We start from the raw sequence: 16,803 nt of genomic DNA, 5'->3' as shown, positions 1-16,803 counted from the left end.
TTTTTAGTGCGTATATAAAGAGAAAGGAATAGATATGTTACCATTAGGAATTAGTAAAAAACAAATCCATAGTTTTAAAGAATGGATAGAAAACCTTCCTAAGCTGCAAAGTCAGTTAGTGTTAGGGTTAACTGGAGCAGCGAAACATTTAGCTGTAGCAAATGCATATGAAAATTGGAAGGGACCAATAGTTGTTGTAACGCCAACAATGTTACAAGCGACTCAATTATATGAAGAATTAGTACAGTGGTATGAAGATGAAGTATATTTATTTACAGTAGAAGAATCGTTAGCGGCAGAATATTCGATTCATTCTCCTGAAGTGGTGAGTAATCGAATTCGAACATTACAGTTTTTAACAACTGGAGAGAAAGGAATTGTAGTAGTTCCATTATCAGGAATTCAAAAGCCACTAGTTCCATTAGAAGTTTGGAAGAAAAGTACGATTGAATTAGTTGTTGGAGAAACAAGGTTAGAAGTAGAAGAATTAGTGTCTCAATTAGGACGGATGGGGTATCGTAGAGAAGCAATGGTAGCTACTCCAGGAGATTTTTCGGTTCGTGGAGGGATTATTGATATTTATCCGTTGGATCAAGAACATCCGATTCGGTTAGATTTTTTTGATGATGAATTAGATTCATTACGGTTTTTCGATGCAGAAACGCAACGCTCACTCGAAATGGTGGAAAATATTATTCTTTTACCGGCAACAGATATTCCATTTGAATATGAAGTGGTATTTGAGGCAAAGGCTAAGATTCAAAGAGCTTATGAAAAAGATATAAAGAGTAGTGAATCAGATGAACGTACGCAATTATTAACCAATCAAATGAATCACCTGATGACACAATTAGAAGAAGGAGAGATTCCTCCTAAAATTTCTTATTGGCTCGAACTATTGTATAAAGATAAAACGACTATTTTAGATTATGTGTCTAAAAAAGGATATTTATTAGTAGATGATTATGCTCGAATTCAAGAAAAACAACGTTCACTTCATGAAGAAGCAGGATTATGGAAAATTCATCAATTAGAATTAGGAATGATTGCTAGTTCGATTGATATGATTTTTGAAGGAAAGAAAGTATTAAAAGATTCCACGCTACCAAGAACGTATTTCTCATTATTCCAAAAAGGATTGGGAAGATTAACGTTTGAAGCCATTCATAATATTCAAGAACGTTCAATGACACAATTCTTCTCACAAATGCCAATGGTAAAAGTAGAAGCAGATCGTTGGGCGAAACAAAAAGCTACGGTTATCGTAGTGGTGGATCAGTTAACGAGAGCTGCAAAAGTAGAACAAACTTTCCATGATTTTGATATTCCAGCAACTATTACAAAAGAAGTACAAGAAGGAATTCTTCAAATTATGGTAGGAACTTTTAGCCATGGATTTGAATTACCACAAGATAAATTTGTAGTCGTTACAGAAAAGGAACTATTTAATAAATTAACGAAACGTGCCCCAAGAACTCAAAAAATTTCCAATGCGGAAAGATTGAAGAGTTATACAGAATTAGCAGTTGGAGATTATGTTGTCCATGTCAATCATGGGGTGGGTGTGTATCAAGGGATGGAAACACTAGAAATTAATGGTGTCCATCAAGATTACATGTCGATTCATTATCAAGATGGAGGGCATTTATTTGTACCTGTTCATCAAATTAAATTGGTTCAAAAATATGTTTCTTCGGATGCAAAAGTTCCTAAATTAAATAAATTAGGAAGTAGCGAATGGGCTAAAACGAAACGTAAAGTTGAAACTAAAATAGAAGATATTGCCGATGAATTAATTGAATTATATGCAAAACGTGATGCGGAAAAAGGATATGCCTTTAGCAAGGATACCGTAGAGCAAAAAGAATTTGAAGATGCTTTCCCTTATTCAGAAACTCAAGATCAATTAAGAAGTATTGAGGAAATCAAAGCAGATATGCAAAAAGATAAACCAATGGATCGTTTACTTGTTGGAGACGTTGGTTATGGGAAAACAGAAGTAGCGATGCGTGCAGTTTTCAAAGCTTTAATGGACGGAAAACAAGCAGCAGTATTAGTACCAACAACGATTTTAGCAGAACAACATTATGAAAATTTTGTTCAAAGATTTGTAGATTATCCATTCAAAATAGGATTATTAAGTCGATTTAGAACGAAGAAAGAGCAACAAGAAACAATTGAAGGATTACAAAAAGGTCAAGTAGATGTCGTGATTGGAACGCATCGTGTTTTATCAAAAGATGTGAATTTCTTAGATTTAGGGTTATTAGTAGTCGATGAAGAACAACGATTTGGTGTAAAACATAAAGAACGATTGAAACAATTGAAATCCCAAGTCGATGTTTTAACACTAACAGCAACGCCAATTCCTAGAACATTGCATATGTCGATGTTAGGAGTACGTGATTTATCCGTTATTGAAACACCACCTTCAAACCGTTATCCTGTCCAAACTTTTGTAATGGAGCAACAAGGGATTACAATTAAAGATGGAATTGAACGGGAATTAGCTCGTGGAGGACAAGTCTTCTATTTATACAATCGTGTGGAAACCATTGAGAAGAAAGCAGATGAATTACGTCAATTAGTTCCTGAAGCAAGAGTTGGAGTCATTCATGGACAAATGAGTGAAACGACGTTAGAAAATATTTTATATCAATTTATTGAGGGAGAATATGATGTTTTAGTAACAACGACGATTATTGAAACAGGGGTAGATATTCCAAATGTAAATACTTTATTCATTGAAAATGCGGATCATATGGGATTGTCACAGTTATATCAATTACGAGGAAGAGTGGGACGTTCCAACCGTATTGCATATGCGTATTTAATGTATCAACCAGACAAAACTTTAACAGAAGTTGGAGAAAAACGTCTGCAAGCGATGCGTGACTTTACAGAATTAGGTTCTGGATTCAAAATTGCGATGCGAGATTTATCGATTCGTGGTGCAGGGAATTTATTAGGAAAACAACAGCATGGATTTATAGATTCTGTTGGATTTGATTTATATTCTCAAATGTTGAGTGAAGCAGTATTGAAAAAACAAGGGAAAGCAGTCCCAACAATGGAAGATTCTGTTGAAATTGATTTACAAGTAGATGCTTATATTCCAGCTACTTATATTCAAGATGAACGTCAAAAAATTGAAATGTATAAACGAATTCGTTCTATTGATAGTATGGAAACGTATCATGAATTATTAGATGATTTTATTGACCGCTTTGGAGAATTCCCTGATGAAGTGAGCTATTTATTAGAAGTTGGAATGCTAAAATATTTTGCAGAGCAGTTATCGATTACTTCGATTAAGAAAAAACAATATTCAATCATTATATCTATTGCTCAACCAGTAGCTCAACAATTAGAAGGAGTTGCCATTTTTGAAGCCCTTGGGCCAGTGAAATTACCTGCTCAAGTTACTAAAAAAGGTACAACTTTACAAGTATTGCTCAATGTAACGAATCAACCAACGGATTTATGGTTAGAACAAATCAAAATTTTCTTAGAAAAATGTTGTGAAGTTGTAGAAGCGCAAAAAGAGGAAAATGAATAAGAACACAAGAGGGGGGATTCAATGATTAAATCGAATAGACAGATGATGCAAGGAGCGTTGGTATTGTCACTAGCAGCCTTCATTGCGAAAATATTAAGTGCCGTTTATCGAGTTCCTTTTCAAAATATGGTTGGGAATACTGGTTTTTACGTTTATCAACAAGTATATCCCATTTATGGAATTGGAATGACCTTTGCTCTCTCTGGTTTTCCAGTATTTGTCTCAGCATTAATTGCTCAGTATCGTTCGGATTATGAATTAACTCCTCTTTTAAAACGATTATTTTGGATTTTAAGTGGATTAGGAATAGGCGTATATTTAGTTTTATATACACAGTCAGAACTGATTGCTTTATGGATGGGAGATACTTTATTATCTCCAGTTATTCAAAGTGTATCGTGGATGTTTTTAATGATGCCATTTTTGGTAATTGCTAGAGGGTATTTCCAAGGAACGAATCGAATGGTTCCAACAGCAGTTTCTCAAGTAATGGAACAAGTCGTTCGAGTGAGTGTGATCTTATTAGCTGCCAGTTTTTATGGAGGTCTCACGAATGATTTATATGTAGTGGGAACTTGGGCAATGTCGAGTGCCGTTGTGGCTGCAGTGATGGCAACTTTTGTATTATTGTATTATAAAAAATCAGACTCATTTGAAAATTGGAATGGCAGTCGTGTCATTGAACCTCATAAGATTCAATGGGGAGTATTGCTGAAGAGATTAGTCATTGAAGGTGGAACTATATGTTTATTAAGTTCGATTTTAGTATTGTTCCAATTGATTGATTCATTTACCTTATTTAAAGGGTTAGTAGAACAGGGAATCAATCAAGAAGTTGCCAAAGATTTAAAAGGAATTTTTGATAGAGGACAACCACTAGTGCAATTGGGAATGGTTGTTGGAGTTGGATTTTCTTCAAGTTATTTACCATTACTGAGTCGAAGTTATACAAAACATCATTTAGAAGAATTTGAACAATTGAAACACTCACTTTTAAAAATGACGATGGTATTTTCAGTAGTGGCAACAGTAGGATTGTTAGTCATTTTACCAAGAGTTAATCATATGCTTTTTGGGGATATTCAAGGAAACGATGTGCTGAGTATTTATATAATCAGTATTGTGTTAGCTTCTATGATGATGGCTTATCATGGACTATTACAAAGTACGGGAAAATATTCCATTACGCTTATAGCCTTATTTATTGGGCTCATTGCTAAGGGGATCGGTAATCTTTGGTTCATTCCCCTGTTTCAAACATTAGGAGCGAGTATTGCAACGATTTTAGGGTTATTTGTGATGTTAGGAATGATTTGGATGCTGAGTGGAGAGAGTACGTCTTCTTCGAGTCATCAGCAGGCAACGATTATAAAATTAGGAATTGTAACAATAGGAATGGCAGTCGTGGTAGGAATTTTAAATATTCTATTGGAACGCTATTTTCCAGCTGGTGATTCCCGAACAAAAGATACACTGATTGCTCTTTTATTAGTAAGCGTTGGAATTTTCGTATTTTTAATAGGGGCAATTCGAATAAAGTTATTTACCCTTCGTGAATGGGTAATGATTCCAAAAGGGAAATCACTATTAAGATTTACAAGAAAATGGAAGAAAAGAGGGGAAAAGGATGAGATTAGATAAATATTTAAAAGTATCTCGATTGATTAAAAGAAGAAGTGTTGCAAAAGAAGTAGCCGATAAAGGAAGAATTACGGTACAAGATAAAGTGGCAAAATCTTCAACAGATGTAAAAGTAGGAGATATTATTACCATTCAATTTGGAAATAAGACTGTAACAGTTCGTGTAGATGCGATTTTAGACTCAACAAGAAAAGAAGATGCCAAAGAAATGTTTACAATTTTAGAAGAGAAACAAGTAGTGAAAACAGAAGAGTTTTAAAACGGAGAAGAGAGAGTTGATTCGTCAACCTCTCTTATTTTTTAGAAAATCTTAAATAGATCATCTATTGAGAAAGAAAAATGTTTTCATTATACTATATGTGAAGAAAATAACGATTCCATATCAGAGAAAGGATGAGGAAGATGAATAAAATGAGTAAAGTCTATTTGAGTGTTGCGATGATTACGTCAGTTCTTATTTTTTTATTTGGCTTGTACTTTAGTACAAAAGGAATTGTTGAAGTGATGTATGAATCGTGGAGAGCGATGGGAGTTAGTTGTTTTGCTTTTCTGTTGGTATTGTTTAGTATGATGAAACTACCTTTCAAAATTAAAAAAGGAATTATAGCGCTAGAACTAATATTAATGGCAGCTGTATTTGGTCCGATGATTATAAAGGGCACTATTCTTAAGTTTCGTTCATTTCCTTTTGGTGTGATTGTGGACTTAACGATTGTGTTTACAGTTGTATTAATGATTTTATTAGGATTGAGTACTAGAAAAATTCATCAGGATAAAGAATTGAAGATAAATTCCATTTTTATTAATCTTCAAATCATTATGATGATTCATACTTTTTATGATCATTTCTCATTTGGAATAGAGGTGATGGATCATGCGAGTGCACTTCAAATTGGACAGGTAGTTAGAAGTGTATTTCTTGGAACGATAAATCTTCAAATGTTATGGATAGCTTTTGGAATTTTGATTGTATTTGGAAGCATACTGAAGATGTTTTATGATATCTTTGTGCTGAAGAATATGGAAGATTCAATCATAAGTATCTCTAAGGAATAATCATCATATTTACCCCAATTCATGATGCTTAAATTGAAAGATAAGATTTCTTGACAATTATGGAAGAAAAGCATAGAATTATGAGCACGTTATCATTTTGATGACAGTACAAAAAATTCAAAGTTCATGAAAGGAGCAAGTATGGTAGAAACAATTTTTAGTAGAAATTTTAATGTGTTGTTAGAAACACGTCATTTAATGGCAATTATTTTAGCTTGCTTATGTGGATTGGCTATTGGATATGAACGAAAATCGAGAAATAAACAAGCCGGTATTAAAACGCATGTAATCGTAGCTTTGACTTCAGCGTTAATGATGCTAATTTCTAAAGAAGCATTTTTAGACACACCGGATTTCGATACTGCTCGTGTGGCTGCGCAAGTTGTTAGTGGCATCAGTTTTATCGGTGGTGGTATTATCTTTATGCGAGATAAGAAAATAAGTGGGATTACAACTGCTTCAGGAATTTGGGCAACAGCAGGAATTGGTTTAGCAATTGGTGGAGGAATGTGGATTTTTGGAATAGTTTGTGCTGCTGTGGTAGTCATTATTCAATTGTTAACGCATGAATCACCATTAAAGGCACAAAAACGTCAAGTGAGTATTCATTGTTTAGTTCCAGATGTCACAATTATGCAAAAATTATATGATTTTTGTCATTTGGAAGAGTATCAGGCGATTCAAGTTGAAGCAAAAGAATTAGAAGATGGTCAATTTGAATTAATTGTGCGAGTAGAGCATGAAGAAGAAATTGTCATTGAGAAAATTCAGGAGTATATTGAAGAACAACATTCTGATTTAGAAGTGAAGAAAATCAAGTTCAAGACAGAAGAATATTAACAAATAAGACTTGTCTGAAATAGTAAAGTGGTATTAGCCAGCAGTGTGGCTTATACTACTTTTTTTATAAAATTTTCCTAAAAGCATAGACTAGTTATCATATTCTTGTTATACTCGTCATATAATCATTAAAGGAGTCAGTGCAGTGAATAAAAAGCAAGAAGAAAATAGCAAAATAATTGCGTTTAAAGCAAAAAAGAAAAAATTGCATAAAACTATTCACTTACCAAAAGTAGCAGTTTGGAAAAGAGTAGCTGTATGGCATTCATTATTTATGGCTGTCGTGATTGCTATTATTGGAACACTGGTTTTACAAATTGTGGGACAATTGAATCAAGCAAGCCAGATTGAAGCAAAAATTGTAGAAGCTAAAAAAGATGAAGCAAAAGTAAAAGAGCAACAAAAATCTTTACTTCAACAAGTTGAATTGTTACAAAAAGATGATTATGTTGCAAAACTTGCACGTAGTGAATATTACTTAAGTAAATCAGGAGAAATTATTTTTAATACACCTGATGATGCTGCACAAAATAAAATTCAACAAGTAAAAGAAAATCAGTCTCGTCATTAATAGTTGCAAGTGTACAAGTATTTGAAATAATCTTTTATACTCGTCAAGCGTGTGTATAAAAGGGAAATTTGAAGGAGGAACGCTTTTTATATGTCAATTGAGGTAGGAACTATTTTACCTGGTAAAGTAACTGGTATTACAAATTTTGGAGCTTTTGTGGATTTAGGAAACCGTAAAACGGGTTTGGTTCACATTAGTGAAGTATCTAATTCTTATATAAAAGATATTAAAGATGTCTTAACAGTCGGAGATGAAGTTCAAGTAAAAGTAATGGAAATTGCAGGAGATGGAAAGGTTAGTTTATCGATTCGTCGTGCAAGTGCTGATGATTCTTCTGAAGAAACTGTTGAGGAAAAACCAAAATTCCAAAAATCAGCTTCACGCAATCAAGAAGGACAAGGGTTTAAGAAACAATCTTATGCATCTAAACCTGCACCATCTTTTGAAAAAAAATCACCTTCGCAAGCAAAAGTAACAGATTTTGATGCGATGATGAGTTCCTTCTTAAAGGATTCTGAAGATCGTTTAACATCATTAAAACGTAATACAGAAGGTAAACGTGGCGGACGTGGTGGACGCCGTTCATAATAGTATGAAGAGATGAGGCTGGAGTATTCCAGTCTCATTTTTGTTATGTAAGGATTAAAGGAGGTGTTTAGATGAATGAAGTCGAACAATTTTTAGAACGCAATATTTTAAATTGGCAACAAGAGTCGTATGTTTTAGCTGTTTCTGGTGGAGTAGATTCGATGGTATTATTGGAACAATTTTTTCAACTTCAAAAGAAGTACCCTATCATCATTACGGTTGTTCATATTCATCACCATCTTCGACAGGAATCGGATGATGAGGAAGTGATGGTAAGAGAATTTTGCCGAAAAAGAAATCTATCAGTAGAGGTTTACCATTGGGAAGAAGGTAGTAGTCAAAATAGCGCCATTGAAGAAAAAGCAAGGCAGTTTCGTTATGAAAAATTAAAAGAATCCCAGCAAAAACATCATGCTTCTTATGTTGTGGTAGCCCACCATGCAGATGATCAAGCAGAAACGGTATTAATGAAATTGACAAGAGGAAGTACCCTTGAAGGAATTGCTGGCATGAAACCGATGCGTCCTTTTGGCAAAGGATATTTAATCCGCCCTTTTTTAACGGTGGATAAAAAAGCTTTATACGAGTATGCTTCGATGCATCAGATACTTTATAGTGAAGATACTACTAACCAAAGTGTAGCATATACGAGAAATCGATTTAGACAGGAAATGATTCCTTTATTTAAAAAGGAAAATCCTAAATTTAATCAGAAAATTCAAAAATTTACAACAACGTTGCAAGAACAACAAGAATTGATTGGGACTATAACTTATCAATGGATGGAGCAAGCGTTAGTAGAATTACCGAATGGTTGGTCTTGGAATAAGGATAATTATCTTAAACAACCAATAGGCTTACAGAAAGTTATTTTAGTGGAAATATCTAAAAAAATAGGTGGTTTGTTGAGTACAAAAAATGTGTCAGATATTCATAAAGCTATTTTATCTGATACATCTCAATTGAGTTTGAATTTACCAAAAGGATGGATTTTTCAAAAAAGATACCAGCAATTATTTCTTGTAAAAAAAGAAGTGGAATCTATTGTCTATAAAGAATTCAGAGTAGAAAAATTTCAAACCGAGGATATTGTTTTATCTAAGGATGAAATAGTCTCATTTACGAAAGAAGGAGGGTGGGAAATGATGATTTCGTGTGAGGATTTTCCATTAACCATTCGTAGAAGAAAGTCTGGAGATTCTTTATTACTCCGTTCAAATCAACATCAAAGTTTAAGAAGATATTGTATTAATGAGAAGATTCCAAAAGAAGAAAGGGAAAAATTATGGGTTGTGGAAAATGCAGCAAAAGAAATTATAGCAATATTAGGATTTCGTAAACCACAATCATTGTCCAAAATGAAAGAAACTGATAAAATAAGAGTATTCTATAGAAAAGAAGAGGTGTCAACATGTTAGATAATTATATTGCAGAAGTATTAGTAAGTCCTGAAGAGTTGAAGGAAACGATTCAAAAATTAGGAGAAAAATTAACCGTAGAATATCAAGATAAAAATCCATTAGTGATTTGTATTTTAAAGGGAGCTATTTTCTTTATGACAGACCTTGTTCGTGCAATGAACTGTGATTTAGAAGTAGATTTTATGGATGTGTCTAGTTATGGAGATGCATTTGAATCAAGTGGTCAAGTTCGAATTTTAAAAGACTTAGATCAAAGTGTGAAAGATCGCCATATTTTAATTGTAGAAGATATTATTGATACAGGTCGTACATTAGCTTATATTGTGGAGTTATTAAAACATCGTCAAGCTGCAAGTGTAAAAATTGTTACATTATTAGATAAACCTGAACGTCGTGTTATGGCGATTGAAGCAGATTATGTTGGGGTAGAAGTGCCTAATAAATTTGTAGTTGGTTATGGATTAGATTATAAACAAGGGTTAAGAAACTTGCCGTATATTGGAGTTTTAAAACCAGAAATGTATGAATAATAAGATTTGGTTAAGTTATTCGTCAAAGATAGTCAAATCTGATATACTATAGTTAGTATAATTATTAAAATGTAGGAGGCAAAATGAATACAAATAATAATCGTCAAACATTTCGTAATGGACTAATGTATATTATGATTTTTGTGGCAATTATTGGATTAGTTTCTTGGTTTAATCAAGGATCCAATGGGCAAACAACAGAAATTAGTTATACACAATTCGTTCAAGAATTGAAAAAAGGTGACATTAAAGAAATAAAAATGCAATATGCAAACTCTGTTTATACAATAACTGGGGAATATAAAGAAGCAAAAGAAAATTCAAATACAACTTCTAAAGGATTGGCATTATTTGATAAGAGATCTTCTAAAACATCAAGTTTCAAAACAGTTGTTTTACCAAATGATGGAACTGTAATTGAAATTAATAATGCTGCACAACAAGCAGGTACTCAAATTACGACACTTCCTGAAAGTCAGTCTGGAATTTGGTTATCATTATTTTTACAATTAGTCATTCCAATTGCGATTTTTGGATTTTTAATGTATAACGTATTTTCTAGCCAAATGGGACAAGGTGGACCACGTGGTGTTATGAACTTTGGTCGTTCAAAAGCTACCGATCAAAAACAAAAAGTGAAGGTTCGTTTTTCAGATGTAGCAGGAGCTGAAGAAGAAAAACAAGAATTAGTAGAAGTAGTAGAATTCTTAAAAGATCCTCGTAAGTTTACAGCTCTTGGAGCTCGTATTCCAGCAGGTGTCTTATTAGAAGGCCCTCCAGGGACAGGTAAAACTTTATTAGCCAAAGCTGTTGCTGGTGAAGCAAATGTTCCATTCTTTTCTATTTCAGGTTCTGAATTTGTAGAGATGTTCGTTGGGGTAGGGGCAAGCCGTGTTCGTGATTTATTTGAAAATGCGAAGAAAAATGCTCCAGCTATTATCTTCATTGATGAAATCGATGCTGTTGGTCGTCAACGTGGTACAGGTATGGGAGGAGGTCACGATGAACGTGAACAAACTCTAAACCAATTGCTAGTTGAAATGGATGGTTTTGAAGGGACAGAAGGCGTTATCGTGATTGCTGCAACAAACCGTTCAGATGTATTAGACCCAGCTTTATTACGTCCAGGACGTTTTGACCGTCAAATTTTAGTAGGTCGTCCAGATGTTAAAGGGCGTGAAGCCATTCTGAAAGTTCATGCTAGAAATAAAAAACTAGCAAAAGAGGTAGACTTAAAAGTCATTGCTCAACAAACTCCAGGATTTTCTGGTGCTGAATTAGAAAACTTATTAAATGAAGCTGCGTTAGTAGCTGCAAGAAGAGATAAAAAAGCAATTGACAAGTTAGATGTTGATGAAGCTCATGACCGTGTGATTGCAGGACCTGCTAAAAAAGATCGTGCAATCAGTGAAAAAGAACGTAAAATGGTTGCTTTCCACGAAGCTGGTCATACAATCGTTGGGATGGTATTAAGTGATGCTCGTGTCGTTCATAAAGTGACAATTGTTCCTCGTGGACGTGCAGGCGGATATGCGATTATGCTTCCAAAAGAAGATCGCTTCTTAATGACTAAAAAAGAATTATTCGAACAAGTAGTTGGATTACTTGGAGGACGTGCTGCTGAAGAGTTTATCTTTAATGAGAAAACAACTGGAGCAAGTAACGACTTTGAACAAGCAACGGGAATTGTTCGTAGTATGATTACAGAATACGGAATGTATGATGAATTAGGAACAGTTCAATATGAAGGAAATCATCAAGTCTTTATTGGACGTGATTATGGTCAAACAAAAGCTTATTCGGATCAAGTAGCATTTGAAATTGATAATGCTGTTCGTTCTATTATGAAAGAAGCTTATACACAAGCATTACAAATTTTAGAAGAACATAAAGAGCAATTAACGCTAATTGCTGAGAAATTATTAGAATTAGAAACTCTTGACGAACGTACAATTAAAGCGTTGTTTGAAACTGGAGAAATGCCAACAGAAGACGTTGAAGAAGAGTATCCAAGTGAATCAGAAGCAGCTAGTTTTGAAGAGACTAAAAAAGCTTTAGCTAAACGTGAAGCATCTAAACAAGATGATAATGAAGAAGAATCTGATTCAAATTCGGATTCAGAACAAGAATAATGACAAGAAAGTGAGAAGGGAAAGTCAATACTTTTCTTTCCCACTTTTCTTTTATGAAGGAAAGAAGGAATGAAGAATGAAAGATCATTTATTAAAAGTATTAGCTTTTAATGATGAAGTCAAAGCAGTTGCGATTGTAGCCACAGAAGCAGTATCTCAAGCACAAAAACGTCATGATACTTGGAGTGCAGCTACAGCAGCATTAGGTCGTACGATGATTGGAACTCAATTATTAGCGACTAGTTTAAAAGGAAAAGAAAAAATTACGGTTCAAGTCAACGGAGATGGCCCTGGCGGAAAAATCATGGCGGAAGCAAATGGTATCGGTCAAATGAGAGGATATATTTCAAATCCTCATGTAAGCTTGCCGTTAAATGAAAAAGGGAAATTAGATGTTCGTGGCGTTGTGGGAACTAATGGTACCATTACAGTTATTAAAGATCTACAAATGAAGGAACCTTTTTCTGGACAAATTCCAATTGTAGATGGTGAACTTGGAATGGACTTTACATATTATTTAGCTGTTTCAGAGCAAATTAATGGGGCGGTTGGTGTTTCTGTTTTAGTAAATCCAGATGAATCCGTTCGTGCTGCGGGAGGTTTTATGATTCAATTACTTCCAGGAGCTAGCGAAGAAACGATTGTAGAAATTGAACGCCGTATTAACGAAATGCCACTTGTTTCAAAATTGATTGACCAGCAAGAAGAACCAATTGATTTATTAAACCGTTTATTAGGGAAAGAAAATATTAAAGTGTTGGAAGAATTACCGGTAGAATTTCATTGTCCTTGTACTAGAGAAAGATTTAGTGCAGGTTTATTATCGATTGGTGTAGAGGATTTACAACATTTAATTGATGAAGATCATGGAGCAGAAATTGTTTGTCATTTCTGCGGTGAGAAATATCAATTTAGTGAAGATGATTTAAATGATTTAATCACAGAAATTAACGCTCAAAAATAATGTTGAAGAATAGGTTCAAAATTAGGAAGAACAAGTAACTAGATATTTATTTTTAACTTCTCTAAAATTTATCATTGCAAAAATTGTAAAACAAGGCTACAATAGCGATGAAAACGATTGTAAAAAAGGAGAGATTAATGATGAAACAATCTATCGGTGTAGATATTGGTGGAACAAAAGTAGCAGTAGCGATTATTAATGAAAAGGGAGAAATTGTAAGCCGTAGACAAGCTCCTAGTGAAGTAGAAAGTGCGGAAACATTGTTCCAACAAGTGGTACGTTTAATCAATGAAGAATTAAATGAACATCCATTTTCGATTGAAGAAATGGAAGGAATTGGAATTGGCTTACCAGGGAAAGTGGATGTTGAACAAGGAGTAGCTGTTTTCCAAAATAATATTCCTTGGCCAAACTTCCCAATTGTAAAAAAATTACAAGAAGTTTATGGTTCTATTCCGGTAAAAATTGATAATGATGTAAAAGTAGCTGCATATGCAGAATACCGTCTTCAAAATTTAACAGAAAAAGAAATGTTTGCGTATGTCACACTATCTACAGGTATTGCAGCAACAAATATTGTAAATGACCAAATTTTACGTGGAGGTGGATTCTCAGGAGAAATTGGTTTTATTCCAGTTTCATTCTTTGATCAATGGATGAGTTTAGAAGAAGCTTGTTCAGGGGTAGGGATTCAAAAGAAAGCACAAGAATTATTTCAAGATGATTCTGTTACAACTAAGGATGTATTTGAAAAATGGCGTCAAGGTGATGAGATTGCTACAACTATTATTCGTCAAGCAGCTAGTGGAATTGCAAGTAGTTTACATGCTATGGTTTGCTTATTAGACCCACATGTTATTGTATTTGGAGGAAGTGTATCCAATTATAATCCAGACTATATTGAGTTAGTAAAAGAAATTTTGGATACTCGCCTACATGCGGAACAAAAACATGTGTTACAGAGAATGATTACTTCAACCATTAAAGGAGACAATGGAATTATTGGAGCTGGATTATTAGTGTTATAAAGGATTGAAGGTTGGAATGTTGTTCCAGCCTTTTTATTTTTAGTAAAAAGAGGAGAGTTTAAAGAAAAAATCTAAAATGTGAAGAATTTCGGTAAAATTTCTTATAAAAGTTTGCTATTTTGAGGAATACGATTTCCAGAAAAACTATAATATGGTATACTTTCATTATGTGGCAGTGTAGACTTTACTGTCAGGCGATTAGATAGAGAAGGGAAATGAATAAGGTGTTTGAAAAGTTATTAGATCGTTTAATGAGTTTAAAAGGGAATACTGAAAAAATCTATCGTCATGATTTATTTTTAGAAGAAGAGTTATCTCCATCTCAATTTTGGGAATATTCAGATAAGTTAGCGTATTATTTACAGGAGAGATTACAAGAAAATCGTCAACCGATTGTTGTATATGGACATAAACATCCGATGATGATTGTCTATTTTTTAGCTTGTGTTAAGTCAGGGCGTGCATTTTGCCCAGTGGATATTAACACTCCAATTGATCGAGTTAAAGATATTATTGCTACGGTACAATCACCAGTTGTATTAACAAGCGAAGAGATTGCATTAGAAACGCCATTACTAGATGTTTCAGCTACAAAAGAAATTCTTCGTACAACAACTGAAAATATTGATTCTAGTTATTATGTGAAAGATGAAGATATCTTTTATATTATTTTTACATCTGGAAGTACAGGGAAGCCAAAGGGTGTTTCTATAACGTATTATAATTTAAATCAATTTTTAAAATGGTACACAGGGTATTATACTAATAAGGGACGCCAAGTCTTTTTAGGGCATCCACCATTTTCATTTGATTTATCAGTGATGTCTTTATGGCCTGCTCTTTATATGAATGCACCTTTAATTCAAATTGATCGTCAACATTTACAAGATTTTAAAGTGCTATTTAAAACGTTACAAGAATCAAATGCTACCATTTGGATTTCTACTCCATCTTTTGCAGAAATGTGCTTAGTAGATCCTAGCTTTAATCAAGAATTATTGCCACAGCTAGATCAGTTTGTATTTTGTGGTGAAAAATTATTTGCTACTACTGCTCAAAAATTATTAGATCGTTTCCCAAATGCGGAAGTAGTGAATACATATGGACCAACAGAATCAACTGTGATGATTACTTGGGTATCGATAACAAGAGAGATTTTAGAACAATATCCGGATAATCTACCTGTTGGTGTGATTAAGCCTGGAACAACGGTAACGATTGAAGGTGGAGATAGAGGGGAAATTATTATCCAAGGGGATACAGTAGCCAATGGATATTATCAAAACCCAGAAATGACAGAAAAGAGTTTTGTCATTCCTCAAACAGGAGATCGTAGTTATAGAACGGGTGATTTAGGTCATTTTGAAGGAGATTTATTATTCTGCGAAGGACGAATTGATTTCCAAATTAAATTACATGGACATCGTATTGAATTGGAAGATATTGATAATAATATATTAAAAAATCCAAAAGTTCGCCAAGCAGCAACTGTTCCATCCTACGCTGAAGATGGGAAAATTAAATCCATCATTTCTTATGTGGTGTATACAGATGCTGTTGAAAGTCGATTTGCAACTGGAAAGTTGATTAAACAAGATTTGGCACAATATGTACCAGAATATATGATTCCTAAAAAAATCGTCTTTTTAGATGAAATGCCATTAAATAATAATGGTAAAATTGATAAGAAAAAATTAAAGGAGTTATAGAATGGAATATTTTGATGGCTTAGAGTTTTTTGGGGTACTATTTTTAGGGCTTATTCCAATTATTCTATTACGCCTATTTGAAAAATCAGTTTATTGGATTACTTTAATAATTTCTATTGGAATTGCGATTGCAGTATTTAAAGAGCAACCAAATCATTTTATAAATTTAATCAATTTTATTGTGGAAACCTATTTATTAGTTCGATTAGGTTTTCATTTTAGAGAGAAAAAATCTACGAAATATCCTATATTATTGTTTGCGAGTTTACTATTAATAGCAGCAAAAACAGTTGTTATTTGGAAAGTTTCCATTTTTGGATTTTTAGGAATTTCTTATATGACGTTTAAAGTTCTTCAAATTATTTTTGAAACTTATGATGGAGTTATTAAGGAGCCTATTAATATTTTTGATTATCTTCAATTTTTATTATTTTTCCCAACTTTTAGTGCGGGACCAATTGATAGAAGTAAAAGATTTGTAGATGATATTCATCAAATTATTCCAAGAAAAGAATATGTCGAATTATTAGGAACAGGATTATTTCGACTAGTTTTAGGACTTGTTTATAAAATGGTATTATCAGGATTGTTATATTTAGCATTAAACCATTTACCAAATAAAGGATTTTTATTTACAACAGTCTCCTATATGTATGTATATACGTTTTATTTATTTTTTGATTTTGCAGGATATAGTTTAATGGCTGTGGGTGTAAGTAATATTATGGGGATTCAAACTCCTATGAACTTTAATAAACCATTTT

Annotated in this window: 14 protein-coding genes; all 14 read left to right on the top strand. The window is 33.4% G+C overall.

Annotation, left to right across the window (positions count from 1 at the left end; all coding sequences use genetic code 11):
- Nucleotides 1-34: 34 nt before the first annotated feature.
- A complete protein-coding gene (gene mfd / locus RYL55_RS05020) occupies nt 35-3,559 on the top strand; it encodes a transcription-repair coupling factor (protein WP_315007835.1) in 3,525 nt (1,174 codons plus the stop codon).
- Between the two features lie 21 nt (nt 3,560-3,580).
- Nucleotides 3,581-5,200: an oligosaccharide flippase family protein gene (locus tag RYL55_RS05015; protein ID WP_315007833.1), complete on the top strand. Its 1,620-nt coding sequence runs from the start codon at nt 3,581-3,583 to the stop codon at nt 5,198-5,200.
- Nucleotides 5,187-5,459 carry an RNA-binding S4 domain-containing protein gene (locus RYL55_RS05010; protein ID WP_006703326.1) on the top strand — a complete coding sequence of 91 codons (273 nt, stop codon included), beginning with the start codon at nt 5,187-5,189 and terminating at the stop codon, nt 5,457-5,459. The genes RYL55_RS05015 and RYL55_RS05010 overlap by 14 nt, the downstream gene beginning before the upstream one ends.
- Nucleotides 5,460-5,602: 143 nt before the next feature.
- The gene (locus RYL55_RS05005) at nt 5,603-6,256 is read left to right on the top strand and encodes a hypothetical protein (RefSeq protein WP_315007831.1); all 654 of its coding nucleotides are present in this window, start codon (nt 5,603-5,605) and stop codon (nt 6,254-6,256) included.
- 141 nt (nt 6,257-6,397) lie between these two features.
- A complete protein-coding gene (locus RYL55_RS05000; protein WP_315007829.1) occupies nt 6,398-7,096 on the top strand; it encodes an MgtC/SapB family protein in 699 nt (232 codons plus the stop codon).
- A 145-nt stretch (nt 7,097-7,241) separates the two neighbouring features.
- Nucleotides 7,242-7,667: a septum formation initiator family protein gene (locus RYL55_RS04995; RefSeq protein WP_315007827.1), complete on the top strand. Its 426-nt coding sequence runs from the start codon at nt 7,242-7,244 to the stop codon at nt 7,665-7,667.
- Between the two features lie 90 nt (nt 7,668-7,757).
- Nucleotides 7,758-8,255, top strand: coding sequence for a S1 domain-containing RNA-binding protein (locus tag RYL55_RS04990; protein ID WP_315007825.1), 498 nt, complete (start codon nt 7,758-7,760; stop codon nt 8,253-8,255).
- A 71-nt stretch (nt 8,256-8,326) separates the two neighbouring features.
- Complete coding sequence (gene tilS, locus RYL55_RS04985; RefSeq protein ID WP_315007823.1) at nt 8,327-9,673, top strand: tRNA lysidine(34) synthetase TilS; 1,347 nt, start codon at nt 8,327-8,329, stop codon at nt 9,671-9,673.
- Nucleotides 9,667-10,206: a hypoxanthine phosphoribosyltransferase gene (hpt, locus tag RYL55_RS04980; protein ID WP_315007822.1), complete on the top strand. Its 540-nt coding sequence runs from the start codon at nt 9,667-9,669 to the stop codon at nt 10,204-10,206. The genes tilS and hpt overlap by 7 nt, the downstream gene beginning before the upstream one ends.
- An 83-nt stretch (nt 10,207-10,289) precedes the next feature.
- Nucleotides 10,290-12,338, top strand: a complete 2,049-nt coding sequence (ftsH, locus tag RYL55_RS04975) for an ATP-dependent zinc metalloprotease FtsH (protein ID WP_315007820.1) — start codon at nt 10,290-10,292, stop codon at nt 12,336-12,338.
- A 76-nt stretch (nt 12,339-12,414) separates the two neighbouring features.
- Nucleotides 12,415-13,302, top strand: coding sequence for an Hsp33 family molecular chaperone HslO (gene hslO, locus RYL55_RS04970; protein WP_315007818.1), 888 nt, complete (start codon nt 12,415-12,417; stop codon nt 13,300-13,302).
- A gap of 137 nt (nt 13,303-13,439) precedes the next feature.
- Nucleotides 13,440-14,330: an ROK family protein gene (locus RYL55_RS04965; RefSeq protein WP_315007816.1), complete on the top strand. Its 891-nt coding sequence runs from the start codon at nt 13,440-13,442 to the stop codon at nt 14,328-14,330.
- 215 nt (nt 14,331-14,545) lie between these two features.
- Complete coding sequence (dltA, locus tag RYL55_RS04960; protein WP_315007815.1) at nt 14,546-16,039, top strand: D-alanine--poly(phosphoribitol) ligase subunit DltA; 1,494 nt, start codon at nt 14,546-14,548, stop codon at nt 16,037-16,039.
- A 1-nt stretch (nt 16,040) separates the two neighbouring features.
- Nucleotides 16,041-16,803: MBOAT family O-acyltransferase (locus RYL55_RS04955; RefSeq protein WP_315007813.1), on the top strand; the 763-nt coding region annotated here is incomplete at its 3' end.

It is taken from the genome of uncultured Granulicatella sp., from assembly GCF_963515615.1.
Lineage (GTDB): Bacteria > Bacillota > Bacilli > Lactobacillales > Aerococcaceae > Granulicatella.
Note: the sequence above shows the minus strand (reverse complement) of the source record. Positions and strands in the feature narration are given on the sequence as shown.